The following is a 25175-nucleotide window of genomic DNA, read 5'->3' as shown; positions in this document are numbered from 1 at the left end:
GCCATGAATGAGCAGAAAGCCCATGTCGAGAACATGGCCAGGAATATGCGCCGCACGATCCTGGATATGTCGCTGGCCGCAGGCGCAAGCAGTTCGCACTTCGGTGGCGGCCTCTCGATCGTCGATATCATGGCGTCGCTGTTCGGCGCCGTAATGCGCTATGACCCGAAGAACCCGGAATGGGATGCGCGCGACCGCTTTATCCTCTCCAAGGGGCACGGTTGTTTGGGGTATTACGCGGCACTTGCCGAGATCGGCCTGCTCAGCCAAGTGGAAATTCAGAGTTTCGAGACCACCGGCAGTATTTTGCTCGGCCACCCGGTGATGAACCGCAAGAAAGGTATCGAATTTTCAACGGGGAGCCTCGGCATGGGGCTCTCGCTCGGTATTGGTGTTGCGGTCGCCGGACAACGGCGGAACAGAGATTATAGCGTTTATGTGATCCTGGGCGATGGCGAACTGAACGAGGGGTCGAACTGGGAAGCGATCATGGCAGCGCCGAATTTCAAGTTGTCCAACCTGGTCGCCATTGTCGACCGGAACACATTTCAGCAGACCGGCAGCAATGAAGAGATCATGCCGATCGGTGATATCGCAGCGAAATTCAGCACCTTCGGCTGGCGTACGCTGGAGATCGACGGTCATGATGTCGGCGCCTTGCTGGAAGCGCTGACTTCACCCAGAGGCGAACAGCCGACGTGCATTGTCGCGCATACGGTCAAGGGCAAGGGCTTCTCGTTCTCCGAGGGTGACAACGACTGGCATCACAAGGTTCTGACGAAAATTCAATACGAGGCAGGCCTCGAGGAACTGGGCGTCGTCCGGGAGGATGCGTCATGAAGATCGACAAGCGCAATGCGAAGGCATGGTCGCGGATCGGGTCCAGGGCGGCTTTCGGGTTAGGCCTGCTGCAAATGGCGGAAGACCGCGACAACCTGATCGTCGTGGCTGCCGATACATCGACGTCGGCCGGCCTCGACCGCTACCGCAAGACCTTCCCGGAAAAATACCTGGAAGTCGGCATCGCCGAGCAGAACGTCATGGCCATATCGGCGGGTCTCGCCAGCGAAGGGATGAATACCGTCTGTGCGACATTCGCGCCGTTTCAGACCATGCGCTGTTGTGAACAGATCAAAGTCAATTTGGGGTATATGCAGCACAAGGTGACATTTGTCGGTCTGGCCAGCGGCGTTGTGCTTGGTCAACTCGGCTACTCGCACTGCTGTATCGAAGATCTGGCGGTGATGCGGGCGATCCCCAATCTGACGGTTTTATCGCCGGCGGATTGCGGAGAAACATTGAAGGCGCTGGCTGCCGCGCTGGATGCACCGGGCCCCGTCTATATCCGCCTGACGGGCGGCACGCCCAACCCGATGGTCTACGAAGACGATTATGACTTCGAGATCGGGAAAAGCATCCGCCTGCGCGACGGCGACGATGTTGCCATTATCGCCACCGGCACCATGGTCAATGCTTCGCTTGAAGCGGCGGAACACCTTGCCGAAGACGGGATTTCCGCAGCGGTTGTGAACATGCATACCATCAAGCCGATTGACCGGGACGAGATCACAGCACTTTGCGGCACGCATAAACTGATCGTCACCGTCGAGGAGCATACTAAGATCGGCGGTCTGGGAAGTGCCGTTGCCGAGGTTAAATCGGCCATCGACAAAGCCCCGGCGCAACTGATTTTGGGCCTGGACGATTCCTATGCCAAGTCTGGTGCTTATGTCGATATTCTGGAATTTAACGGCCTGACACCGGCGCTCATTGCCAGGGACATCAAGTCTGCGCTGGGGTAGGGCGCTAGTCTTCTCAGGGATTGATGCGGTCCTGGTTGCCGTCGCCCTTTGTTACCAGCCACTTGTTCATGTCATACAGCCAGGGTTTGTCATATTCCGGCGTGACGATAACGGAAAGATTGATGGTTTTGCGAAAATCATCGGCAAGTGGCGAAAACAACCGGGGCAGATCAAACTCCTCAAGCGTCACGATTTGCCGCATGCCGCCGTACAGCAGCCCTGAAATCGTTTCGCCGTGGGTGCCGTAATAATCGCAGAACGCGACGTCATCGCCGGCAAGGATCGACGCAAGCGCCGGATATGCCGCGGCGATGGCCGAAGGTAAGCCGATGGCCTCGACGATCCGGGCGACACGCGGTGCATCGCCATACTTTTCATAGCGCCAAACGAAATAAGCCGGGCCGTCCGGTGTGTCGAAGCGATAGCGTAGATAATCGATGAACGGATTGTCGCGATAACGCCAGTTCATATATTCCTGGGTCCGGTTGGTGCCGAAGCTGATGGTGTCGCGCATCGCCGCCCAGACATCGTCATAAGCGGCATCGAAAGTGTCGATTTTGCTGGCTTCGACGGATGAGGAATCCCGGTACTTGGAGATCATCCGCAGATAGAGCTTTGCACTCGGCCGTGCGCCTTTGACCATCGTCAGCGTCTGCACGGGATCGATCACGCCAAACAGGCGCCGCATCTCGACCCATTGATATTTGAAGATACGCGATTTGATGGCGACGGAATCGATCCCGGCGCCCATACCGCCGAATACACCACGCGCGGTAATCTGGTCGATGATTAGCGGGAGCGCGCCGCCCATCATATCGGGGTCGGCATACCAGTCATGCCCCCACGAGCCCATGAACGGCTTGCCTTCGAGCCACATCGGCTGAATAGACGAGAGCCAGATGCCGGTGACGCGATCATTGTCGTCCGTGCTGATCCACGTGCCGCCATCGCTGCCGTCACCGAATAATTCAGCAGCTTTTTCGAACTGCCACTCAAAGAAGTCGGGACGCAGCGAGATGTAGCCGGGCTTGAAGACCTTTGCAGCCAACTCGGCGACGTCAGGCAGTGTCTTGAGCGATAAGGGTTTGAGCATGGTGTAGTCGCAAACCGTAATTCAAAGGGTTTACGTAAGCGCGTGCATTTGCTCTTGGCCGCGTGCCGCCGTTCCCGGGATCATATCCATCTTGAAGGCTATTCCCGGCAACGTCTTGAGTTGCTCCTGATCCGGCAGCTCGTTGCCGTTTTCGAGCATGATCTGCAGGACATCGACAAGCGTCTGTTCACCTTCGCCGATGGCAACCATGGTGACGCCGTCGTTCGCCAGAACTTCTTCGTAGGATGCTGTCGGATACGGGCCGCCGGCAATGATCGGGGTGTCGATCCCGGCATCGCGAATGGCTTTGATGGCATCGTGGAAGAAGCCTTTGTAGAACGTCATGGCGCGGAAGCCGATAAGATCGGGGTTGCGTTCGCGGATCATGGCAACCAGCTCTTCAAAGCTGTCGAAATCAATGCGGGATTTGGTCAACTTGGCGCTGACACGTCCTTCGAGAGCCCGATCCACATACGATTGCAGAGCCATCAGGCCGAGCGGCGGTTCCAGTACATTGTATTCGCGATTATCGAAGTCATCGCTGAAATAGGACGACATGTCGATCAGCAGGAGATCGATTTCCGGCTTGTGGTTTTTCGGTGCGGAGAATTTCTCTTTGCAATCCGAGTAGATGTTGGGGATTGCAACATCTGCCTCATCAAACTGTTTGGCGGGTTTGACGTCTTCCCACTTAAGGCCGGCAAGCTTCAGCACGTCGGCAAGCGATGTGATCCGCTTGGTCGGGAAGTAGCTGTTGTACTTCTGGTCCAGCTCCTCGACGCTGAACTGCTCGAGCTGGCGAGGGATAACGCTTTTGAGGCGGTCCTTGTTCAGCACATAGTCGCGGACGAACTTGGTGCGGATGCCCGATGTGAATTCACGTGAGAACGGCAGCGTGGGGGCGATCTCGTGATACGACATATCCTGTGACGCCTCGATAATCTCACGCGGCACACCGACCTCGAGGGCGAAATGCTCCAATTCGGTGCCCGGGAAAATCCGGACATTGTGCAGATACGGGAAGTCGATCCAGTTGATACTCTTGATGAAGTCCAGCGTCATGTTGGCTTCATCTTCGGTTTCCGTCGGGAACCCGTGCATCGCATTCAGGGTAATGATGACTTGAGGATAGTTCTTGGCGATGTACGTCAGGTTCTCGTGCAGCACATCGACATTCAGGTTTTTGCGCATGACTTCCTGCATGCGTGGCGCAGCGTGTTCGAGCGACAGATTTACACCGACTGAGCCGCCTTCCACCATCAAGTCGATCATGTCCTTGGTCAGCAGATCGCCCTTGAGGCCGGTCGGGAAGAAGAACTTCATGTCCAGGTTGTTCTTGATCACGAATTCAAAGAAGCGGATGAACTGTTTGGAATTGACGTTGAATATGTCGTCGATGAACTCAACGCGTTTGACGCCGAGATCGGCGAGAACCTTGATTTCATCGATCAGGTTTTCATCGGAGCGGCGGAAATGGAATTCTGTGGTTTTATAGATGTCACAGTAAAAGCACCGGTACGGGCAACCGCGTGTGGCCTGCACCGCCATCGAGTACTTCACGCCCGCATGGCCGATAAATTGATGATACCTGCTGTAATCGATCAGCGAACGGTCGATGATCGGCAGAGAATCTAGCTCGCGGGTCTGTTGACGCTTTACGCTAACCCAAGTGTTCTCTTGCGGTTCTGTCGTAGAAGGAAAGCTGGCCATGACGGTTTCTCCGTATAGATAAGCATTCGATGTTGTTTCCAATGGGCAGAATTACTTTTCGGCCCCGGCGCAGTATCGCGACTTTTAATCATTTAAAACAAACAACGTTGGAGCCTAGCATTTCAGCAAGTTCTTGTCTCTAAAAAGAATGTCCAATAACCGCTCAACAACATACCCAGCAATATTTCGAGCTGTTCTGAGTATTGGTCTTCTTTTAAAACGCGACCCCGTATTTCTTTAAGATCTCTTTGCCTTTTTCGTACGAACTGAAGTCAACGATGTCGTCGGTTTCCAGGCTGATATCAAAGCATTCTTCGAGTTCGGAGATCAGGCTCAAATGGCCGATCGAGTCCCATGTTTCAATGGAATTGAATTCGAGGTTTTCCTTCAGCTTTTCCTCATCGATCTCGAATATTTCAACGAATACCCGGTCATATTCTTTCTGAACATCCATTTACGTCGTCTCCTGAATAATCCAATCCGCGAATTATGCGGTTGAGAGTTCTTTTGTAACAACCGCTGAATTGCCGCTGGCATCGCAGCAGGCAACGCCAACGGCGCTGATAAAGTCAATCGGTACGGTCAATGCATCGAACGTATAGCGCCAGCGCGTCGGTTCGATCACGTCCAGATTATCCCAACCGTATTCGCCGAGTTTCGTCTTGTACCCGAACCACGGCTGGACACCGAAAATCGGCGCGTCGGCGTCAATCCAGACTTCGTCGCCTTTGACCGTCATCGTTAGTTTCGGCGCAGGACGGTCATGGATGCCGGCAACCCGGCGGAAGGCATCAACAGCGGTCGAATTGCGGAAATGAACACCCGGGTAAGCGGCGCGCATCTTGTCCAGCATGGCCCAAAAGGCACCGTACTTACGCATCGGGGAATGATCGTGAATATGGCAGGACATCAGCACGTCTTCACCGGCGTTGGCGCGTTTGAAGGCTTTGGTCATTTCTGCTTCATCGAGGTTCCCGTAGCGGCTGCCGAGCTGAATGGACCTGCCTATCCAGCGTTTGCCGGCCCCGGAAATGCGGTAATCGTAGGGATCCGGCCTGTAGATCGACCAGTCCGAAGGTGCGCCTTCCCAGTCAACCCAGCGGCGGCTGGCGACGTCGGGCTGGTCGCTGCTCGAGGGCGGCAATGCGATATTGGAAAGATCGAAAGGGAAATACTGATCGCAGAAAAAGCTGATGTCCGCAGCCATGATCGGTGTCCGCACACATGGCGCGAAATGCTGAAATTCGAGCATTTGCGACACCAGCGATGTGATGTGACTGGTGTCGTTCGTCCAGTTCCGGCACGGGTGGTGCGTGGCTTTGGTCAAGGGAACGCTGTGGTGGTGGAAATAGATGGGATCCGTATCGGGCTTGTTATGGAAGCGTTCCCAGTATCGTTCGAATACGCCATTGATGCCGATCGGTTTATGCCGCGGATTGACGCGGAAATCGCCACTCCAGTCACACACAAACCAGTTGAACACGATGCCGTTGCCATCGTCATCAATAGCCTGTGCGCGGTATTCCGGGGTTGAGCAATCATCTATGTTCCGCTCAACCTGGTCCCAGGTGCCGAGCCAGTCCCGGACGTCGGGGGCGATGACCTTGTTAATTTGCCGGCGCACATCGTCGGGCAGGTCGAACCCGCCCTGGCGGAGCTTATCGAGCGTTTCAGCCTCCAGCGGCAGCGACAGATCAAAGAGATGATTGAGCCGTGTGACGCAGGCCAAGGCCGTCTCGTTCAACGGCCCTTCGGTATCCACGCAGAGGACAAAGTTGACGCTACCCTTCGGCATGGAGGGCCTCTTTGAGGGGCTCTTTGTGCGTTTCTCTGCTGGCGGTGTCGCCGGCAGCGGCGAAATTTTCTTTATCGCGGCACGTCAAACATGCATGGCACACTTTATTGAGTTTTCCACTCAGGAGCTGATTGCGGATTTCCGCGAGTTCTTTGCCTTCCCAGATATCCTTGAGGGTGTCTTTCGTCGCATCGCCGATCTTCAGGGCTTTGCCGAAGAACGTACAGCACGGCGTGACATCCCCGTTCGACCAGACATGAAGGCTATTGAACGGATAGGCGCAATAGGTGCTTTGCGGCTGCGGCAGGTCTTTGGAGACATGGGCCTCGTCGCCCAATTCAATCAACTCGTCGACCTGCCCGAAATCAACCATTTCCTGAAAATCGATGTAGTCGACACGATCACGCCATTTATCGAGAAACGCCTGCTGTTCATGAAGGTTGTCTTCCTGGACGCAAAAACATAGACGGATGACGGGAAGTTTCGAGTTAGCGCGTTTGCGGGTCTCTATCAGCGTCTCGAGATTGGCCTCGATTCGCGCCAGTTCGTTCTTGCCGCGGATTTTCTCATAGGTTTCCGGGGTTGCGGCGTCGAGAGAGACCTCAATCCGCGCAATCCGCTCGGCAACCAGAAACTCGCATAAAGACTTGTTCAGTAAGACGCCGTTGGTGCCGAGAAAAACATCCATCACATCGGCGCGGCGCACACTGGCAATTGCATCGCGTGCGCCTTTATAGATCAGGGCTTCAGAGCCCATGCCGACGACGGCGGCAGGCAGGTTGTGTGCTGCGCATTCGTCCATGATTGCATCGATGTGTGCGAGATCAAGCGTCGCCTTGGGGGCGCTGTGATTGATCGTGTAGCACATCTTGCAATTCAGATTGCAGCGGTTGACGAATTCCAGGGAAACGGTAAGGGGAAAATCGGGGATAAATCCGTTGGTGTCGTAGTTCAGGCTCTTCTTGTAATCTTGCCTGTACGCACGAAAACGCTCGCCGAATTCATCGGCGAGAACAGCTTCAACATCTGTATACTTAACGGATTCAACGTGCTCGACTTTGTCGCGTTCGCCCATCATTCTGATCCTCAATAAGCTCCGATTCTAGGAGCAAATGCTTGATATATAAGAGTATTTGTCAAACCACACTCTCGTAACATCATACAGCATCTGCCAGTTTATGATCTTGTTTGTTAAATCTGTCAAATTGGAGTGAAAATTTTTTTGAAAATTCTTTTTGACTCCGGCGCAAGGTTCAGGTTAAAGGTTGTCAGTGTAGCTGGAAGTTTCTTGTGAGGCTCCCAGTCGAAAAGGTGAAGTAAAATATTTCACCCCATAGTATGCTCTAGAAACTCTAGAAAGGAGTTAAATTAATGGGCGATATTACCCTCTCAGCCGCCGTACGTGGCAGCCTTCTCTCACTGCAAAGCACCACCTCTCTCGTTGAACGGACGCAGGGCCGTCTGTCCACGGGTCTTGAAGTTGCAAGCGCCATTGACGATCCGGTCGCGTTCTTCCAGGCGAAGTCGCTGAATGACCGTGCTTTCGACTTCAACGAAAAGAAAGATGGTATTGACCAGGGGATCAGCACGGTTACCGCGGCTCTCGGTGGTCTTGAAAGCATTGAAGCCATCGTTCGTCAGCTCAAAGGTGTTGCATCATCTCTGAAGTCGGCGACCGGTACGCAGTTTACCGATTTGATCACGCAGTTCGGCACACTGAAATCGCAGATTGGTGAGTTGGCCGCTGACGCCAGCTATCAGGGGACCAACCTGATCGATAACGCGACGGAATCACTTTCCGTCAGCTTCTCCGATCAGACTTCCAGCTTGCTGACGATCAGCGCGGCGCAGTCGACCCAAACCGGTCTCGGCCTTGCCGACGTTGCTGTTGCAACGGACACGACCTTCAACTTTTCTGCCCTGACCGGCTTGCAGGTTGGTTCCGGTGGCGGCCCGATCACGGTTACCTATCAGGGTACCGGCGTGACGGTGTCTGATACCGGTAGTTCGCTTTCCGTTCAGTACGGTACGGCTTCCTTCAATATCGTAGCCGCCAACAATTCAACGTCGGCCATCGACACCCAGGCCATTACGCAGGGTCAGGTTCTGACGATTAGCGTTCTGACCGCCAACGTCACCGGTGCTACGGCTGGCTTCGTCACGACGGCACACGGTACGACCGCGAAAATCGACGTATCTGCCAACAACACCAACTATATAACGGAGAGCGTTACCTCCACGATCGATCCGATCATCACGGAGTTGGATTCGGCGCTGACGACCCTTCGTGCACGCTCGCAAACGCTGGGTTCAAACGTGGCTCTGCTTCAGACCCGTCTCGACTTCACGGAAGACTACGTGAACACCCTTGAGATTGGTTCCGGCAAGCTGACACTGGCCGATTTGAACGAGGAAGGTGCAAACCTGCTCGCTCTGCAGACCAGACAGCAGCTCGGTATTTCCGCTCTGGCCTTCGCTGGTCAGGCAGAACAGGGCATCCTGGGTCTCTTCCGTTAAGAATAAGACCCACAAGTCCGGTTTTTATAAGCTGGACTGGACGTCTACAAAGAAACGGCCGTCGCGGAAACGCGGCGGTCGATTTCTTTTTGGCGATCAATTTGCGACGTGAGATGTTAACTGCATGAACGCCAAAGATATTACACCACAAGAACACCTGAGCGCGGGGCAAGCCTTGCTTGCGCAAGAGGACATGCCGCACGCGGTTGATCGTTTCCAAGAAGTACTGGATCTGGATCCCGAAAACGTACAGGCGCTTGCGGGGCTCGGTTTCGCGTATGTGACACTTGGGCAATTCCATGACGCGGTCCCGATATTGGAACGCGGCGTTGCTAATTCGCCGCAAAACGCCGGTTTACTGGAGATGCTCGGTGTTTCCTATGCCTACACAGGCAGTATCGATGCCGCTGAACAAGCATTGCGAAAAGCACTTCGATTTGGTGACCGGGGCGCGCAAACGGTCGTCAATCTGGCCGCCGTCCTTAACGAACAGGGAAAATTCGATGAAGCGCAATCCATGTTCAGCAGTTGCCTCCGCCGTGAGCCCGAACATCTTCAAGCACGCTATAATTTTGGCATTTTGAAACTCCTCAAAGGGGAATTCAAAGAAGGCTGGCAAGGCTTCGAGCTGCGCAACGAAGTTGTTAACCGGGGCGCGCCGCAGTGGGCGCAAAGGTGTTCTGCGCCTGAATGGCATGGTGAGGACCTGAAGGATTGTAGTATTCTGCTTTACGCCGAGCAGGGACTGGGCGACGCCATTCAGTTTGCCCGGTATGCAAATCAGGTTGCAGGACTTGGTGCCAGGGTAACGCTTCAATGCGGACAGGTTTTGGTGGATCTGCTCGGCACCATAGAAGGGATTTCGCGATGTGTATCGACGGAAAACACCGTTGACGATGTCGACTTCAAAGTATCGATGCTGAGTTTGCCGCATCTGTTTGAAACAACCGCTGACAGCATCCCGGAAATGACGCCTTACATTGCGATCCCGGACGCAACCATAAAATCATGGGGCGAAGTCATTGCCGGTATTGGTGTTGGTCCTAAAGTTGGATTGGTTTGGTCCGGGAATCCCGACAACAAGACTGATTACAAGCGTTCAGTTCGATTGTCGGAAATGGAAATCATCCTGCGGCGACGGGATATTTGTTTCATCAGCCTGCAAATTGGTGAGGCTGCGGCGCAGATTACAAGCCTCGATCCAAAAATCCGTCCGCATACGCTCTTCGAGGAGGCCCGCCCCCTGACGGATGTTGCAGCGGTCATTCAGAACCTTGATTTATTGATAACCGTCGATACAGCTCTGGCACATCTGGCAGGCGCACTTTCGAAGCCAGTCTGGACGATGATCTCACACTTCCCCGATTGGCGCTGGATGCTGCATCGTGCCGATACGCCATGGTATCGCAGCATGAGGCTATTTCGCCAACCTGCCGTTGGTGACTGGCAGAGTGTCGTTGACGATATCAACGATGCTCTCGATCAACTTTCTGGCGAACAACAAAATTAGCTTTCGTCATCAAGGCTTTTGACAAGGTCGACGGCTTCGTCCTGAAGCGTATCGCACATCGTGAAGAGTTCCTCACGCAGGATGGTCTCGAAATTTTCTGCATCCTCGTCGTCTTTCAGCCGGTTGGCATAAAATTCTGTCGACATCAGCGCCATTTGCAATGTTCCCCGGAACAATGTTGAGACACCGCGTTGCAAGGCTGTGGGAGAATGAAACAGTATATGATTCATGTCTATCTGATAGGAATTGTCAGTGACAAAGTTCGCATTCTCGATGACCGTTTTGATGCGTTCCATGCAATCGTCAATAGTGGTCAGGACTTTTTCGGTATTCCAAAGCTCATTGAAGCGCTCGCGGGTCATGACCGGGTTTCTGTCCAGAGTTTTTTTCACAAAGTCGCGTTTGAAGTTCGGGTCGGTGATTTCTTTGAGAGAAACTCTCTTGGCCAGTTTTGAAATTGTACCCTGGATGAATGCGCCATCGGTACAGTTATAATAAGTGCGTCCGACAGGCTTGCTAGTAATCGCGTTTTCCAGGCACTCCTTAACCCAAAACAGACCCTGGCTGGTCATTGTCTGGCCGCCGAAATTCGCCGGCAGCGGAATACAGAAATCGTTATCCGGTAGATGCGCACCCTCGGTGAAGTGGTATGAGTTTTTGGCGTGATGCATGTTGGCATCACGTGTTCCCATATCGCACCCGAATAGATAAAATTCTTTAAAACCAATATCTTGAGCAAACCCGAAGCTGGAGTTCACGACGGACGGATCGTGGAAGGGGATTGTGTTCTTGGGATCGTCCGAAAAGATACCGTAGGGGCTGAGGGCAGGGCGGAAGTGATAGATAATGCGGTCGAAATATTTAACGATGCCTGCTTCAACCGTGCTCGAAGTGACGAGGCAAATGTCGGATAGCGCATGATCCTGCGCGACATGTTCCATGATCGGCAGTATTCCGTCGTTTTCGACTTCGATCTGGAAATCGGGCGTGATGCCGGCATTCAGCAGCGGCCCCAATGCTGAACCGCTGGAAATGACGATTGCGTTGGCGGCGTTTTTCTTGATGTAGGGAAGATCGTGGTCCAGTGACGGACCGCAGCCGACAATAAAACATGGAACCTGAATGTTATCGCCTTCGTTTTGATGATAAATATGCGCCCCGCCCTTGGACAGGTTGGCATGGGTATTCTTGATCATTATTTTTTCGTCGAGGAAGAAGCCGAGACCGGCAAGCATCAGGCGATTTTTCTCGGCGATGCTTTTTTTCACCCCGACAAAAACAGTGTTATTGTAGTGGTCGAAAAGTTGCGTGCCATCAATGCCAGGCGCATTCAGGATACGTAGTTGAAATTTCAAGGTTTCAAATACAACATACGGATCGTTGGCAATAATGAATTCGACAGTGCCTCTTCTCTCGTGAAGCATGTCAAAAAGCTCTTCCCAATCGAAAACCTCCAGCGAGTGATAGAGTGTCTCAATGTTGGGATCGATCAACATCAAGTGCTTGCATTTAGAGATTTCGGCGGCAGCTTTCAGGTGTCCGCCCAATCCGATCCCGAAAACAACGGCGAAGAAGGCGTCCGGTTTGGTTCTGTATCTTATGAACTCAATTCCGTTGTCGACCGTCGCGCGGCTGATTACATCGTGCAGGAATGTCGCGCCGTATGAGTCGATTTCGTTCGGTTGTGGAATTGAGAGATTGAAACGTGTCCGGTTGTTTTCAAAAGCTTTGGATTGCTCGTCAATGATTTCAAAATATCGGCCATCGTAAAATCTCTGCCCCTCGAAAATAATATCGGGCTGCCCTGCCTCATCAAAGACGAGCTTTGTCCCAGGTCTGTGGTTATCCAGCAATGACCTGATACGGCTGTTGTATTTCTTGAAGGCATCGAGATTTTTGCTCTTCAGTTCTGCGCGTTCCTGATCGGACGGAGGGGTGGTGTCCAGCATGGTAATCAAAGGTCCCTGAGCGTAGCGAAAAACGGAGTAAACATAAGGGGATACTTAGCGCTTTATGATTAACATCATGTTGATGGCAAATACCCGCCCGATGAAGAAATATTAGCTTTTCTGACGAGAATTTGCTATAAATCAAGAGGGTAGAATGCCCATGAGGAGTTAGAATAATGGCTGATACCAATTTTGGCTTGAATCTTGCGCAGGTGGCGCAAGCTGGTGTTCGTTCTAGCTTCGAAATTCAATTCAATAATTTGCAAAACACCCTTATCGGCCGCTACAACGATAAGGTGGAAGATATTGAGGGTGCGAAGTCGACGAATTCGCACCGCATTGAAGCGCTGCAAAAAACATCCCGCAAACTTGTCGCCGCGTTACCGATCCTGGAGGAATACCGGGAAGGGAACCGTAACAATGGCGGCCAACTGGAAGCGCTTCAGGAAGAACTCACGGATCTACGTGCGACGATAAGTAACGACAACGACGTGACGGCCGATGAAGTCGCGGCTTTTGAAGCGAAACGCGATCAAGTCGCGGAGCGGTTGAGAAACATCTATATCTTCGTACATCCCGACTTCAACGATGGCGAGGTTATTCAGAAGCTCAAGCAGTCGCAGGCCGAATTGGAGGCTCTGACACCTGTTGTCGGGACGCTGGACGGTGATAACAGTGGCATTACCGATTTCCTGACCGAGCTTGATAACAAGGTCGCCAACGGGATTTCCACAACATCGAACACCGTATCTTCGGTGTTGTTTCTGGAAAACAAACTGCAATCTGAATTCGCCATCGCAGATAGCGATCTGCTTGAGTTGACCGTTGTTGATCAGCAAAACCGCCAGCAACAGATTTCCGATCTCCAGGTCGATCTCGGCAACACGCTGCGAGCGATTTCCCTATCGTTTGAAATTAACAGTGAGTTCGCGACAGCCATTACCGAACGGCTGCGTACCGCGACCCCCCCGGCGGGCTCGGTCCTCAATCTTTTTACGTAATCCGGATTTGCCGTCACCACGGCTTTAAATTTTCCGAGATAATTCCACCCGATATGCTTTGTTTGCTACAAAGGTGCATCCGCTTCGGGCTGTTGCTAGGCCTTGAGCGTTCATTGGGTTACGGTGGGGCGAGATCGGAATGAACACAAGGCAACTTGCCGCCGCTTTACAGCGCGCCGTCGGATTTGAAAATGCCGGTGAATTTTTCGAAGCGGAGCAACTCTATCGACAGCTTGCCGGTCGGCGACCTGCCATCGACATGGCACATTACATGTATGCCCAGTTTCTGCTGCGTCAGGGTAGGTATGCGGAAGCCTGGCCGCATTTCATGCAGCGTTTGCAGGATTTCGTGTATCAGGAAAAAGCGCCGGCCAAATTCAAGCAGCCTTATTGTACCTCACTGGAGTTGGAGGATGCAGGGGAAAAGACACTCCTCGTGACCTGCGATCAGGGGATCGGCGATGCTTTGATGTGCGCGCGATACATCCCACTGGTGGCACCGCGTTTTAAGGCTGTGGTTCTGGTTGTTTTCGTCGGCTTCAGGGAGCTGTTCCGGTGTCTGGAGGCGCATGACGGTGTCAGCATTATGGAATACGAACAAGTGCCGCCGCCCTTTGACATCTATGCCGATGCGTTCAGTTTGCCGGCGATTTTCAGGACCGGCACGGAAACCATACCGCAGGCTTCGTGGCTTACCGTCGACGAAGCCTTGGTTGAGAAATGGCGCGCGCGGCTGAGTGGCGGGCAACTCAATGTCGGCTTCGTCTGGCAGGGGAACCCGGCACACGCCCGCGATGCGGAACGTTCCGTCCCGTTAAGCGCGTTCCAGCCGATGTTGGCGTCGGGTATCAATGCGATCAGCCTTCAGGTCGGCCAGGGCAGCGAAGCGGCGAATGATCCGGCATTTGCGGGGAGTATTAAAAGCTACGATGAGATTACGGCACAGTTGGATTTGGCGCATGGCAAAATGCTGGAAAGCGCCGCACTGATCACTTGTCTGGACCTTGTCATCAGCGTCGATACGGCGGTTGTGCACTTGGCCGGCGCCATCGGTACACCGGCCTGGGTGTTATTGCCGAAAGTGCCGGATTGGCGCTGGATGATGAATGTGGATTTCAGCCCCTGGTATCCGAGAACACGGCTGTTCAGGGCGCGCCATAGGGACAGCTATGAACTGCCGATTGCCGATATGCAGGCGCGGCTTCAGGGCATATTAGACCAAGGTCCGGATGCACAATTGCCCTAGGGTGAGGCGCGGCGACCCTTGGTGGGGGATCACATATATTCCTGAATGGCGTCGACAAGCAGTGCCGTCTGATTCTTCCACGACAGCTTCTGCATCGTTTCTACGCCGGCCTTTGCGCGCGCTTTGGCGTCCTCGCGGTCGGTATAGGCCTTTTCCAGGCATTCGAGGATTTCATCTATATCGGACTCACCCCAGATCCCGGTCGGATCAATGCCGGCAGGTGACGGCTGCTGGCTTCGCAGAGCATAACAGTTGTCTGCGTTTATGATGTCCAGATGACCGGTGTTCGCCGATAGAATACACGGGATGCCGCTTGCCATTGTCTCCATGGCGACGAGATTGGTCCCTCCCTCGCAGCGATTGGGGAATAGCGCCACATCGGCTTCGGTCATGATCGTCGGGATGTGGGAATTCGGCACGATGCCGACATCCATGTGCGCTTCGGGCGGCAAACCGGCTTTTGCGACCCATGTCTTGAAATCGATGATGCCATTCGCGTCGATATCCGGCTCGCTGACATCATGCGGTGAAAAGCGCATGTTCTTGGCTGTTTCTGCCCACGGGTTATGCCAGTTCGTCAGCAAAATGGAATCCGGATGCCGCGCATGAAATTCCTTGAAAGCCGCGAGGACGATATCCTGCCCTTTGCGGAGCTCAAGCTTGCCGCCGGAAAAGACCGTGAACACATCGCCGAGGGTGCCGAGCTTTTCGCGCGGCTGGAAGCGCTCAAGGTCGACGCCCTGAGATACGAAATCCGCATTCGCGAAACCCATGTCGCGTATAGCGTCACGGTTCCAGCTCGATCCGGCGATGATCTTGTCATACCGCCGGGCGCGGTCCATGGCGAGAGGATCCATCTGGATGCTCTCAAAGAAGACGAATCCGATGTTATTGTGTCCCAGGACCTTGTCGCTGATGGGGGAATGGATAAACGAGTTCCCGAGGCTGTGAAGCACAAGTACTTCATTCAACGTCGCTTGTCGGTTGGCCGCGTCGATCTGAGCAAGCAAAGTGGCCTGTTCCTTAAAAAAGGGCTCAAGACGCTGGTTCAACTCCGGACTGATGGATTTAATATAGGGCTCGGACAGCAGCAATGGCGGCACCGGGCCATTCAGAATGAGTTGATTGGCGAGGTTCAGGCCAAACACGCCCCAACCGTGCAAGTCGGTGAGCTGCCAGGATATTCCAATTCGCTTTGTTAACATTAAGGCTGCTCTGTAGTCTAATAGCCGTCGACCGACGACGTGAGTTTCAATGAAGGCCGCATCACCGCAAATGATAGATAACCCAGGACAGTCACAAAAGGAAATTGACCGCGTGTCGGAACTGATGGCCGATGGTGTGGTGCTGCACCGGGACGGTAAAATCGCCGAGGCGAAGCGTTGTTACCGGGAAGTTCTGAGGATATTTCCCGACAAACCGGAAGCTTTGCACTTTCTGGGTATCATCTCGCACCAGAGCGGGCGGAATCGCGAAGCGATCATGCATTTCAGACGCGCCGTTGAGGCTCATCCCGATTTTGTGCCCGCCTTCGATAGTCTGGCAAAAATGTTCCTGGCGGAGAAACAATATAAAGAAGCCTTGAGCGCTGCCTGCAAGGCCTTGGATCTGGATCAAGGTGCACACGGTGCGTTGCGTACGATGGCCAAGGCGTACATGGAATTAAAGCAGATCGAAAACGCCTATGAGACATACAAGAAGATTGATGAATTGTTCCCGGGCGAAGCGGGGACGACCAGGAACATCGCCATATGCCTTAGTGCTCTGAAACGTAAAAGTGAAGCCGTTACGATGTTCCAGCATTCACTTGATCTGGATCCCGAAGATGTGATTACACGCAGCAGCCTTGCAGATGCCCTGAATTCCATGGGGGCACATGAAGAAGCGCTGGAGCAACTGAACATCATCCTCAATAAGACCCCGGATTATGTTCCGGCGCTGGTCTATAAAGGAGTGGCGCTCGATGGCCTGACCCTTTTCGACGAGGCTGCCACAATGTTTGAAAGGGCTGTGGAAATTAATCCACAACATGCCGAAGCCCATTTTAATTTAGGCCTTGCACGGCTTTCGGACGGAGACCTGCCGCGGGGGTGGGATGAATATTCATGGCGCCTGAAAACGCAGGCGTTTTTACATACCAAACCACCGACTTCGGCACCGATTTGGCAAGGTGAGCCGCTTGCCGGTAAATCCATCCTGATGTTCCCGGAGCAGGGGATGGGGGACACCATCCAGTTTGTCCGCTATGCGCGTCCCCTGCAAAATATGGGCGCATGCGTGTACTGCCAGAGCCCCAAGCCATTGCACAAACTACTGCAAACGGTTGAAGGCGCGAATGGCGTCTTTGCCATTGGAGAGCGACTGCCGGACGTTGATTTCCAGATTTCGATGATGGAATTGCCGCGTCTGTTTAAAACGGAATTGCATTCAATCCCCGCTGCGGCGGGGTATCTGAAAGCACCGGACAGTATGTTTTCAAGGCCGGATACATTCTCGGTCGGCATTGTCTGGCATGGCAATCCAGCACATGAACGCGATATGATCCGAAGTATCCCGTTTCACGAAATTTCAGCATTATTTGATTTGGCCGACGTTTCTTTTTATAGCCTTCAGGTAGGCGAGGGAGCGGCAAAAATTTTAGAAACGGGATTTGCGGATCGTGTGCAGGATTTGTCACAAGAACTTAGTGACTTTTCCATAACAGCGGGAATAATTGCTAATCTTGATCTTGTGATCTGCGTCGATACATCGGTTGCGCATGTTACGGGTGCACTCGGCAAGCCGTTATGGCTCTTGCTGCCCACGGCAGCCGACTGGCGTTGGGGGCGCACCGGAACGACAACGCCCTGGTACAGCTCGATGCGGGTGTTTCGTCAAACCAGGCGAGGCGATTGGGCGGGGGTCATCAAAACGGTTAAACATGAACTGCGAGAACGGATATCTACCTACAAACATTGAATGACGGCCGCAATCAGCCATATTCGTGATAGCAGAAAGCAGTGCAGACGGTCTGCACGATCGAAACTTAACAAGGAAGAAATCCATGCCGTTAAAACTCGATTTTAAGTCCGGCGACAAAATGATCATCAACGGCGCTGTTGTTGAAAACATCGGCAACAATGCGAGTTTGCTGATCCATAACGAAGCTGCGATTTTGCGCGAAAAGGAAATACTGTCGGAAGCCGAAACGGCGACACCTGCGGCGCGTGTCTACTTCGCTTTGCAGTGCGCCTATATGTTCCCGGATAAGAAAGACCACTATGTCTCGATTTTCCGGCAGTTCCTGGATGATTATATGAAGGCGGCGCCGAGCGCGAAGGAAATCGGTGACAAGATTCTTGAGCACGTCGAAAATAAGAAATATTACAATGCTCTCAAGCTGACGCAAAAACTCATCGGCCATGAAACGCAGGTCTTCAAGAGCTTCCACGACAGCCTGGAGAAGGCAAACGATGTAGAAGCCGATGAGAGCGACTTGGTTGACAAAACTGAAGAGAGCTAACCGGCAGCTTGGCGATTGGAGAGGCTCTTTTCGAAGGCTTCTTCAAGGCTTCTGACATAACCTGCCGTATCCAGAAATTTTGACGCCTTCACGTCATCGCGCAGCCCCGCTCGAATTTGAGCAAGTGCATCGATATCGGCGGCAAGCTCTGCCGCGGTAGCCACGAATTCGTCATGGGATGCGGCAATCCATTCCGGTTTTCCGGCCGAGTTCACGACGCTGGCCCCCATCATCGCGTTGCGTTTATCGCCTTGCCTCGTGATTGCCGGGACTCCCATCCAAAGTGAATGGCACAGATCCAACGGCCGGCAGGCAGGGTACGTATCAAGGAATATATCAACGGCGTTAAAGTACGACGGATTTTTTCGCTGATCGTAATCTGTGTTCCAGACCGAAACCCGGTCTTGCAGGCCTGCATCTGCAAAGAGTCCTGCCGCTCGCTCCTTAACATCCGCAGAAGCGAGTTCGACATATCCAAGGTGAAGCTTGGAACCGGGTACGGCGTGCAGAATATCCGCCCACATCTGAACAGTGCTTGGCGACAGATGAGCCAGTACGGCCGTCCCGCCGAATGTGACATACCCGTTGCTTGTGGCGGGAAGCGCCTTTACGTCGCCCATCAGGCGGGGTTCATTAATAGCGAATAAACCGCCCTCGCAGTGAATGCTCGTCTGGTCGGGGTTGATCAATGCCGCATCGGCATCTGCCGTGACGGCATCGGACAGCACCGTGTTGGTTCCCGGCGCGTCGAGGCCATATGGATAACGATACATATTGATAACGACCAGGTCGCTCAGGCGCGCGAACAGCGACGGGCGGCCGTTTTCCGAAAAACCGCAAAGATCGATAACGATATCAGCGCCGGTGCGGCGGATAATCATTTCAACGACATCGTCGTCGATATCTACGATTCGCCGCCAATTCGGTGATTTGCTCTTTAACTCGTTAAAGACGGAGCCGCCGGTGGGCGATTGCTGATACGTCGTAATATTGAACCGGGTCTGGTTGTGATTTTCCAGAAGCGGCAATAAGAACGTTGCGGTGTTGCTCTCGAAAAGACTGTTGCAGACGATGGCAACATCGATCCTGTCTTTGTTTGCGGCGTATGTTCCTTCGCTTTCAATGTCATCATCATCATCATTCAGCGTCTTGGAGACACGAGCATAAAGACTTTCGAGAAATTCCTGGTGCGTGGATTCAAGATCGCCAACGAAGAATCTTGAAGATTCCAGGATCTGCATGGCGATTTCCGTAGAATCCGGATCTTCGTCGAGTGCTTTCCGGCATAATACCGCAGCTACTTCGAAGTTCGCCAAGTAGCAATTCGCGAGTGCCATAAGGGCAGTAGATTCAGCGTCGCCCTGGTTATCTAGCGCATAGGCCTCGAGTATTTTTATGGCCTCAGAGGGGCGGCCGAGCCGGATCAGTACGTGACCTAGCTTTTTCAAAGCACCCTGGTTGTCGGGGTTGATACGCAACTCGCGCTGGAACTCGTCGGACGCTTTTTCAAAGTTCTGCGAGTTGAACTCAAACAAGCCGTTCAAATAGTGAGGCGACGGCCGTGATGAATTCAAGGCCCGGAAAAAGTCGGAAAATTCCAAAGGCAACAAGTCGGGAATATCCGGATGCGGTGCCAGCGTCGTTGCCAGTTTGGCATAATATAGACCTTCATTATGCTGACCCGTCAGGACATGAAGAACTGCCAGACTATCAACGATTTCCTGGCCGTCAGGTGCAAGCTTGTGCGCGGTTTCACATAATTCGATGGCGCGGCCGATATCATCCTGGTGAAAACTGCAAACGCTGGCCAAAAGCAGGAGTTCCGGCGAATCCGGATATTTTGGCAGGCACGTTTGTATCAGCCCCAGCGCATCGTCGGTCTCACGTGCCCTGACTAGGTCAATAATCGCATAGATATCATCAAGGTATTGATCTTTGGCTGATGCGTCATTCATCGTTAATCTGTGACCTGTCCAGTGTTGCGATGGTTGAGGTTTCACCAAGTATGTATGATGTATAACCGACGCACAAATTTCTGATAAGCGAAATACCACAAAGCGGGCAGGGAAACCTCCGCTTGTGCTGCTCCACTTATTTCTGGGGGATCAGGCTTCGGTATCGATTGAAATCTTGGGCTGGTCTTCTTCTGGTGTCTCTGGCGCAGGGGCGCTGGCTTCGGGGTCGCGTTCCGGCAGGTTCATAAGGCCGGCGGCGATATTCCGATTGATATCGATAAGCGGCACCATGTTATCCGGGGTCGGACCGGCCAGCACTTTTACCGTCTGTTTGTCGACGAACTGACAAAGGGTCAGCATGTTGACGCGGATTTCGTCTGGAACGGTGCAGCTCTCATCCAACAGCTCGGCCTGAAAAATCGTCCAAAGACGCCAGTTCAGCCTGAGCGACGTCTTCATTTTTTCCTGGGTTTCTTTTTCAGCGGGATTGCCGCTGACGATAGCGCCTGCCATGCGATTGGCTGCTTCCAGAAGCGCCCACGCTTCCGTCTGCGCGGGTTGTCCGCCTGCAGGAACGCGTTCATAGCTCTTAATTTTGTTTTGCTGAGAACTCATTGCATAACCATCCATTATTGCGGACCCTTCGCTATCATAACATCTTTAGTTGTTGGGAACAGGGGAAACTCGTTCATTGTCGGATCGTGATTGAACCTACTTTAGTATTTAATTATAGGAAGTTAGTCAGACTGAGCTGACGGATACGGGCAAACGTCTGATATGAGGCTTCCAGCGCCCTGGAATCGTCAAGAAGCCGGGTAATCGCTTCCAGAGGATTGACGTTTTCTATGTCCGCGATAGAACCGTCGAGAAATCCGATAAAGTCGGTGTGAAGTGTATTCTGTGTGTTCAACAGAACCTGATTAAAACCGATAACTTGCTGTACCTGTTCGATGCTGCCTTCGACTTCTGTGCCGAATGGCGGGCTGCCGCTGACCGTAAATTCGAGGGAGGCCTCGATCAGGTACTTGGCCTGGCCGATGCGGTCTGTATTTTCGTCCAGTCCACCGGATGTGCCGTAAGCGCCCTGTAGAATAAGCATCATGCCGCGGATCGCTTTTTCAAAGGCCGGATCGATCGCGGTAAGATCGTTTTCGTAGCTTCTGAGGTCGCTCGTGCGGTGCGTCGAGGCCACGCTGTCACCTGAATAGTATGGCGTGGCCTTGATTGTGCCGGCGGCGGCGAAAGATTGTATACGCGCACCATTATTGTCTGTCTCGTTAACGGTGATGTCCTGGTTAACCGTGATGGAGGATCCGTCGGCGGCAATCGAGGCTACCGTGAAGGTGCCGTTGTTGGTCGTCACGCCGCTGACCGTGATCGATTGGCCGACCTTGAGTTGCGAGAATGCCCCGGGGACGGCTGTGCCGCCCGAATCCTGAATTTCGATGGTTTCCGTCGCAGCGTTGAAATCGATCTGCGTGCCGACGGTATAGGCAAAGCTGTTGGATCCCGAGAACGTCGCGTTGAAATCGGTTTCGTTGGTTACCGTTTCATCGACAGTGATCGTCGAACCGTCTGCGGAAATTGCATTTACGGTATAAGTTGTGTTGTTTGAGCCCGTATTGGCGATGGTTACCGTGTCACCAACGGCAAGCCCGTTGAAGACATCGGGAACGGCGCCGCCGCCGCCGTTCTGCTGGATGGCGATCGTATCGTCGTTGGTGCCGCCATTGGCGGTGAACACAACCTGCGAGCCGGTGTGGAAATCAAAGAAAGTATTACCGGCGCCGAGACCTTCATCGGTCAGTTTGTTCGATTGCACCGTGATATTCGTACCGTCGTTGCTGGCGACGGTATAGCTGCCGTCGTTCAGGGTCGTGCCGGCCACGGTGATGCGTGCGCCGACGGGGATGCCGGTCAGACCGCCCGCTGTCGACGCGGTCAGTGTGTTGGTCGCGCGGGTAAAGCTGAGGTTGCCGATATTTGCGGCCGCCGTCAGGGTGATTTCCTGCGAATCATTTGACGGATTTCTATAGCTGACTGTGGTATTGGCGACGGCTGCTTCATCGGTCAACATCGTAGTGACGATTTCGACGGTACGGCCGCTGTTCGTGACGCTGGAAACCGTATAGGTGCCGTTGTTGGATGCCGTATCGGTGACTTCGATTGTCGAACCTGCCGTCAGGTTGGAAAAAAGCGCTGATGTCGCCGTGATCGAGCTGTTGCCGCCGGTTGTCGTCACCCCATCGGCATCCTGCGCAAATGTCAGGAAATTCGCCGGATTGACGAATTGGGTCGTGGCGTTGTTTTCGTCCTCACTGAAGGTGAAATTTTCGAGGACCGCATCGCGTGTCGTCGGGACTTTCACGTTATATCCGTCAAACTTCGACTGAAAACCTGATATTGAAGAGATGCCAAGTTCAACAGGTTCGTTTGCGACACGACTTCCGGCAAAAATGAATCGGCCGGCAACGTCCGTATTCAAAAGGTTCTGCAAGCTCACCAGTCCACGATATGCAGCGGCCTGAATTTCTTGGACTTTTTCTTCGTTCTTGACGTTGGAAATCGCATAGTTGTTCAGTGACAACTGAAATTCCCGCACAGTGTCGCGTATGCCATCGACAACCGTACTTTGGATATTGAGGCGGACCTCTTCCTGGTTGTTGTTGTCGATGAAGCGTTCTAACTGGGCTTTCGTGTTTTCCATGTTGACCAGGCGTTGCGAATTGACCGCAATGCCAAGATAGTCTTGTGAGCGTTTCTCGGTGCTGACTTGCGCTTCAAGCTCATAAAGCCTGTTCTGCGTACGCAGCATCTGGTTGATCAGGGTGGCATTGGAAGCGTAGCTGGAAATACGGGACATGATTTCACCTCCTGCCTAGATTACCCGCTCGAGCGCATCAAACATACGCTGAATGGTCGTGATAATCCGCGCCGATGCGCCGAACGCCTGCTCGAATACGATCAGATTGGCCATCTCCTCGTCAAGGTTCACGCCGCGTTCGGACTCGAACTGCAATTCGATGGATTCCGTCAACGAAAGCTGGGCATCGGCATTGCGCTCATGGGTGCTTGCCAGCGAAGCATTGGTTGAGACGATAGATGCTGCACGTTCGGCAAAGGAAACGCTGACATTCGGCAGACCGCCGGATATCCCGAACGAGGTTGTCGAATTCATCGCCTGAGCCATGGCCTCAGCGACGGTTTCGTCGGCGACGCTCATCAGATATTCGCCGGCAATGCCGCGGGTGGAATCCCATTGCATGGTGCCGACTGACATTTTTGACGGTGTCGTCAGGATATCGGATCGGACCTGTAGCGTCGAAGCCACGCGTACGTCGGCTATATTGACGGCGGCATCGGTCAGGAATGTATTTCCGGCAGCCTGCGTAATTTGCATGCTTGAACCGTTCTTGTGCGAGAACCTGATGCGCACGCCGGAACCGTCGGGGATGACCGCAGCAACGATCTTTTGACTTAATGTCGTATCGTTTGAAATCTGCGTCACAAGATCGCTCAGTGTGGTGCCTGCTGTAATATTCAGCGTGCCGATGGAGCCGGTGGAATCGCGGAAAGTCAGTGTCGAGGCCGTTGCGGTATAGGTGCTGGCCAAAACACCGGATTCCCATACGTTGTCGACCAGACTATCGGTGAAAAAGTCATTCAGGCCGAAGAAATTGGAGAACCCCGATATCGTCTCGTCTGTCACGCCGTCACCGTTGGAATCATAGGCGATTTCGGCATCCCCGGCAGTAGAGCCGTTCGCCGTCGCGGTCTCGTCTCGGAATGCCAGATTCAACGTCGTCGTGTTCAGGGAAATATCAAACTGCCCTGACGTCGCAGAAACGGTCGCACTGCTGGCGCCATTGTTGCGGAGCCAGCTTTGCATGGTCGCGGCAACATCGTTGATGTGCCAGTCATTACCACTGCCGCGCGCTGAAAACCCGGCTCCTGTCATGATGGTATTGAGCGTGGTCGTTTTGCTTTGGTCGCCGGTCGAATTGAATAGCGCGATGGTTACATCATCGACGGAATTGGTGGGGTCGAGCTTGATCGACTGTGTTGTCGGTTCGGTGAAGTTCCGCGTGCCGTTATATTCCTGCGCGCCGGGGAACGACACGCCGCGGTTATGAACCTGATTCATGACATCGCGTAGCCGCGCTGCCAACTCATCGATCTGGCTCTGCAGGTTCGGCAGCGTCGTATCGCGCATCTCGATCAGACCCTTGGCCTGGCCGGAACGGATGTCGGTGGTTGCGTCGTTGGCCGGGTTTGAACTGGCCCCGATGAAGAAACCGCCGAAATCGCCTTCTGCATGTGTCGTTGTCGGTGTGACCGCAGACGCCGGCGTGTGCGTGATGGAAGGCGGCACGGTATCGACCAGTGTACGCCCGTTTGATGTGAAGACCACAAGGTCACCGTCCGAGCGGGAGAAATAGCGAATATCGATCAGTTCCGCCAACCGGCTGACCTTGATGTCGCGCTGATCTTTGAGGTCCGAGGTCTCGCGGCTGACCGAACCCGAGGCAATGATGTCGTCGTTCAGTGTGTCGATCTCGTTGACCAGCGAATTGATCTCGGTCGCAATGTCGGAAAGCTTCTGATCCGCCTGCAGGCGGAGGTCCTGAATGGAGACCGACATCTGTTGAAGTTGTGCCGTCAGATCCTGGGCGCGGCGAACAACTTCGGTGTGTTCAAGCGCGTTGTTCGGGGATACGACCAGCGATTCAATTGCATCGGTCAGGTCGCTGACGGTATGACTCAGCGTGGTATTGGCATCCGGTGTGCCGAACAGGTCCTGCAAGCGGTCCCAGAACGTATTCTGTGAGGCAAGCTCGTTCAGATCCGAGCTTTCAAGGCGAAAGCTTTTCAATAGCCCTTCATCGACGGAGCGCATGATTTCGGAAATGTTGACGCCCGAGCCGGCGCCGACGATCGCGGAATTCTCGAACGTTACGGATTTTCTCGAATACCCCACGGTATTCACGTTCGAGATGTTTCTCGATGTCACATCCAGCGCCTGCTGGTTGGCCAGCAAGCCGCTTTGTGCGGTTCGGAGAGCGAGCGTTATCGTACCCATGCGTTATCGCCTTTC

At 53.5% G+C, this 25175-nt stretch carries 19 protein-coding genes; 8 read left to right on the top strand and 11 right to left on the bottom strand.

From position 1 onward, the window contains the following. Positions 1–3: 3 nt before the first annotated feature. Complete coding sequence (locus L2D14_14690; GenBank protein ID WNJ99107.1) at positions 4–840, top strand: transketolase; 837 nt, start codon at positions 4–6, stop codon at positions 838–840. Continuing rightward, positions 837–1802 (top strand): transketolase C-terminal domain-containing protein, encoded by a 966-nt coding sequence (locus L2D14_14685; protein ID WNJ99106.1) that lies wholly within the window; start codon positions 837–839, stop codon positions 1800–1802. Before L2D14_14690 ends, L2D14_14685 begins: the two co-directional genes overlap by 4 nt. 13 nt (positions 1803–1815) lie before the next feature. On the opposite strand, the gene L2D14_14680 is transcribed toward L2D14_14685, so the two are convergent. The 5 genes from L2D14_14680 to L2D14_14660 form a co-directional block, all read right to left on the bottom strand. Further along, positions 1816–2895, bottom strand: a complete 1080-nt coding sequence (locus tag L2D14_14680) for a hypothetical protein (GenBank protein ID WNJ99105.1) — start codon at positions 2893–2895, stop codon at positions 1816–1818. A gap of 30 nt (positions 2896–2925) precedes the next feature. Further along, a complete protein-coding gene (locus L2D14_14675; protein ID WNJ99104.1) occupies positions 2926–4605 on the bottom strand; it encodes a radical SAM protein in 1680 nt (559 codons plus the stop codon). 214 nt (positions 4606–4819) lie between these two features. Continuing rightward, positions 4820–5059, bottom strand: a complete 240-nt coding sequence (locus L2D14_14670; GenBank protein WNJ99103.1) for an acyl carrier protein — start codon at positions 5057–5059, stop codon at positions 4820–4822. A gap of 33 nt (positions 5060–5092) precedes the next feature. After that, positions 5093–6400, bottom strand: coding sequence for a hypothetical protein (locus L2D14_14665; GenBank protein ID WNJ99102.1), 1308 nt, complete (start codon positions 6398–6400; stop codon positions 5093–5095). Further along, positions 6387–7475, bottom strand: a complete 1089-nt coding sequence (locus L2D14_14660) for a radical SAM protein (GenBank protein WNJ99101.1) — start codon at positions 7473–7475, stop codon at positions 6387–6389. Before L2D14_14660 ends, L2D14_14665 begins: the two co-directional genes overlap by 14 nt. A 296-nt stretch (positions 7476–7771) precedes the next feature. Here L2D14_14660 and L2D14_14655 point away from each other — a divergent pair, with 296 nt between their 5' ends. Together L2D14_14655 and L2D14_14650 are read left to right on the top strand one after the other, a co-directional pair. Continuing rightward, complete coding sequence (locus L2D14_14655; GenBank protein ID WNJ99100.1) at positions 7772–8917, top strand: flagellin; 1146 nt, start codon at positions 7772–7774, stop codon at positions 8915–8917. A gap of 124 nt (positions 8918–9041) precedes the next feature. Further along, complete coding sequence (locus L2D14_14650; GenBank protein ID WNJ99099.1) at positions 9042–10427, top strand: tetratricopeptide repeat protein; 1386 nt, start codon at positions 9042–9044, stop codon at positions 10425–10427. On the opposite strand, the gene L2D14_14645 is transcribed toward L2D14_14650, so the two are convergent. Further along, complete coding sequence (locus L2D14_14645; protein WNJ99098.1) at positions 10424–12376, bottom strand: DUF115 domain-containing protein; 1953 nt, start codon at positions 12374–12376, stop codon at positions 10424–10426. The two genes, L2D14_14650 and L2D14_14645, sit on opposite strands and share 4 nt — an antisense overlap. Positions 12377–12552: 176 nt before the next feature. Between L2D14_14645 and L2D14_14640 the strand changes: the two genes are divergently transcribed. Both L2D14_14640 and L2D14_14635 read left to right on the top strand, forming a co-directional pair. Continuing rightward, the gene (locus tag L2D14_14640) at positions 12553–13377 is read left to right on the top strand and encodes a hypothetical protein (protein WNJ99097.1); all 825 of its coding nucleotides are present in this window, start codon (positions 12553–12555) and stop codon (positions 13375–13377) included. Between the two features lie 139 nt (positions 13378–13516). Beyond that, entirely contained in the window at positions 13517–14623 is a 1107-nt protein-coding gene (locus L2D14_14635) for a glycosyltransferase family 9 protein (protein ID WNJ99096.1), read from the top strand. A 29-nt stretch (positions 14624–14652) separates the two neighbouring features. Here the strand turns inward: L2D14_14635 and L2D14_14630 are convergent, their stop codons facing one another. Further along, a complete protein-coding gene (locus L2D14_14630; GenBank protein WNJ99095.1) occupies positions 14653–15828 on the bottom strand; it encodes a glycosyltransferase family 4 protein in 1176 nt (391 codons plus the stop codon). Between the two features lie 49 nt (positions 15829–15877). Between L2D14_14630 and L2D14_14625 the strand changes: the two genes are divergently transcribed. Then, positions 15878–17581 (top strand): tetratricopeptide repeat protein, encoded by a 1704-nt coding sequence (locus L2D14_14625; GenBank protein ID WNJ99094.1) that lies wholly within the window; start codon positions 15878–15880, stop codon positions 17579–17581. A gap of 25 nt (positions 17582–17606) precedes the next feature. Next, positions 17607–18125, top strand: a complete 519-nt coding sequence (locus tag L2D14_14620; protein ID WNJ99093.1) for a flagellar biosynthesis repressor FlbT — start codon at positions 17607–17609, stop codon at positions 18123–18125. Here L2D14_14620 and L2D14_14615 read toward each other — a convergent pair. The 4 genes from L2D14_14615 to flgK all read right to left on the bottom strand — a co-directional run bounded on the left by L2D14_14615 (position 18122) and on the right by flgK (position 25160). Continuing rightward, a complete protein-coding gene (locus L2D14_14615; protein WNJ99092.1) occupies positions 18122–20080 on the bottom strand; it encodes a tetratricopeptide repeat protein in 1959 nt (652 codons plus the stop codon). The two genes, L2D14_14620 and L2D14_14615, sit on opposite strands and share 4 nt — an antisense overlap. Positions 20081–20230: 150 nt before the next feature. Beyond that, a complete protein-coding gene (locus L2D14_14610) occupies positions 20231–20695 on the bottom strand; it encodes a flagellar biosynthesis regulator FlaF (protein WNJ99091.1) in 465 nt (154 codons plus the stop codon). Positions 20696–20807: 112 nt separating this feature from the next. After that, complete coding sequence (locus L2D14_14605) at positions 20808–22943, bottom strand: hypothetical protein (protein ID WNJ99090.1); 2136 nt, start codon at positions 22941–22943, stop codon at positions 20808–20810. A 15-nt stretch (positions 22944–22958) separates the two neighbouring features. Next, positions 22959–25160, bottom strand: a complete 2202-nt coding sequence (gene flgK, locus L2D14_14600) for a flagellar hook-associated protein FlgK (GenBank protein WNJ99089.1) — start codon at positions 25158–25160, stop codon at positions 22959–22961. Positions 25161–25175 lie beyond the last annotated feature (15 nt).

The sequence above is a fragment of the Thalassospiraceae bacterium LMO-JJ14 genome (assembly GCA_021555105.2).
Taxonomy (GTDB): Bacteria; Pseudomonadota; Alphaproteobacteria; order Rhodospirillales; family Casp-alpha2; genus UBA4479.
Note: the sequence above shows the minus strand (reverse complement) of the source record. Positions and strands in the feature narration are given on the sequence as shown.

Bases quoted from the DNA above. Each gene is read 5' to 3' on its own strand.
- L2D14_14690 (WNJ99107.1), top strand. From the start codon at position 4: ATGAATGAGCAGAAAGCCCATGTCGAGAACATGGCCAGGAATATGCGC.
- L2D14_14685 (WNJ99106.1), top strand. From the start codon at position 837: ATGAAGATCGACAAGCGCAATGCGAAGGCATGGTCGCGGATCGGGTCC.
- L2D14_14680 (WNJ99105.1), bottom strand. From the start codon at position 2,895: ATGCTCAAACCCTTATCGCTCAAGACACTGCCTGACGTCGCCGAGTTG.
- L2D14_14675 (WNJ99104.1), bottom strand. From the start codon at position 4,605: ATGGCCAGCTTTCCTTCTACGACAGAACCGCAAGAGAACACTTGGGTT.
- L2D14_14670 (WNJ99103.1), bottom strand. From the start codon at position 5,059: ATGGATGTTCAGAAAGAATATGACCGGGTATTCGTTGAAATATTCGAG.
- L2D14_14665 (WNJ99102.1), bottom strand. From the start codon at position 6,400: ATGCCGAAGGGTAGCGTCAACTTTGTCCTCTGCGTGGATACCGAAGGG.
- L2D14_14660 (WNJ99101.1), bottom strand. From the start codon at position 7,475: ATGGGCGAACGCGACAAAGTCGAGCACGTTGAATCCGTTAAGTATACA.
- L2D14_14655 (WNJ99100.1), top strand. From the start codon at position 7,772: ATGGGCGATATTACCCTCTCAGCCGCCGTACGTGGCAGCCTTCTCTCA.
- L2D14_14650 (WNJ99099.1), top strand. From the start codon at position 9,042: ATGAACGCCAAAGATATTACACCACAAGAACACCTGAGCGCGGGGCAA.
- L2D14_14645 (WNJ99098.1), bottom strand. From the start codon at position 12,376: ATGCTGGACACCACCCCTCCGTCCGATCAGGAACGCGCAGAACTGAAG.
- L2D14_14640 (WNJ99097.1), top strand. From the start codon at position 12,553: ATGGCTGATACCAATTTTGGCTTGAATCTTGCGCAGGTGGCGCAAGCT.
- L2D14_14635 (WNJ99096.1), top strand. From the start codon at position 13,517: ATGAACACAAGGCAACTTGCCGCCGCTTTACAGCGCGCCGTCGGATTT.
- L2D14_14630 (WNJ99095.1), bottom strand. From the start codon at position 15,828: ATGTTAACAAAGCGAATTGGAATATCCTGGCAGCTCACCGACTTGCAC.
- L2D14_14625 (WNJ99094.1), top strand. From the start codon at position 15,878: ATGAAGGCCGCATCACCGCAAATGATAGATAACCCAGGACAGTCACAA.
- L2D14_14615 (WNJ99092.1), bottom strand. From the start codon at position 20,080: ATGAATGACGCATCAGCCAAAGATCAATACCTTGATGATATCTATGCG.
- L2D14_14610 (WNJ99091.1), bottom strand. From the start codon at position 20,695: ATGAGTTCTCAGCAAAACAAAATTAAGAGCTATGAACGCGTTCCTGCA.
- L2D14_14605 (WNJ99090.1), bottom strand. From the start codon at position 22,943: ATGTCCCGTATTTCCAGCTACGCTTCCAATGCCACCCTGATCAACCAG.
- flgK (WNJ99089.1), bottom strand. From the start codon at position 25,160: ATGGGTACGATAACGCTCGCTCTCCGAACCGCACAAAGCGGCTTGCTG.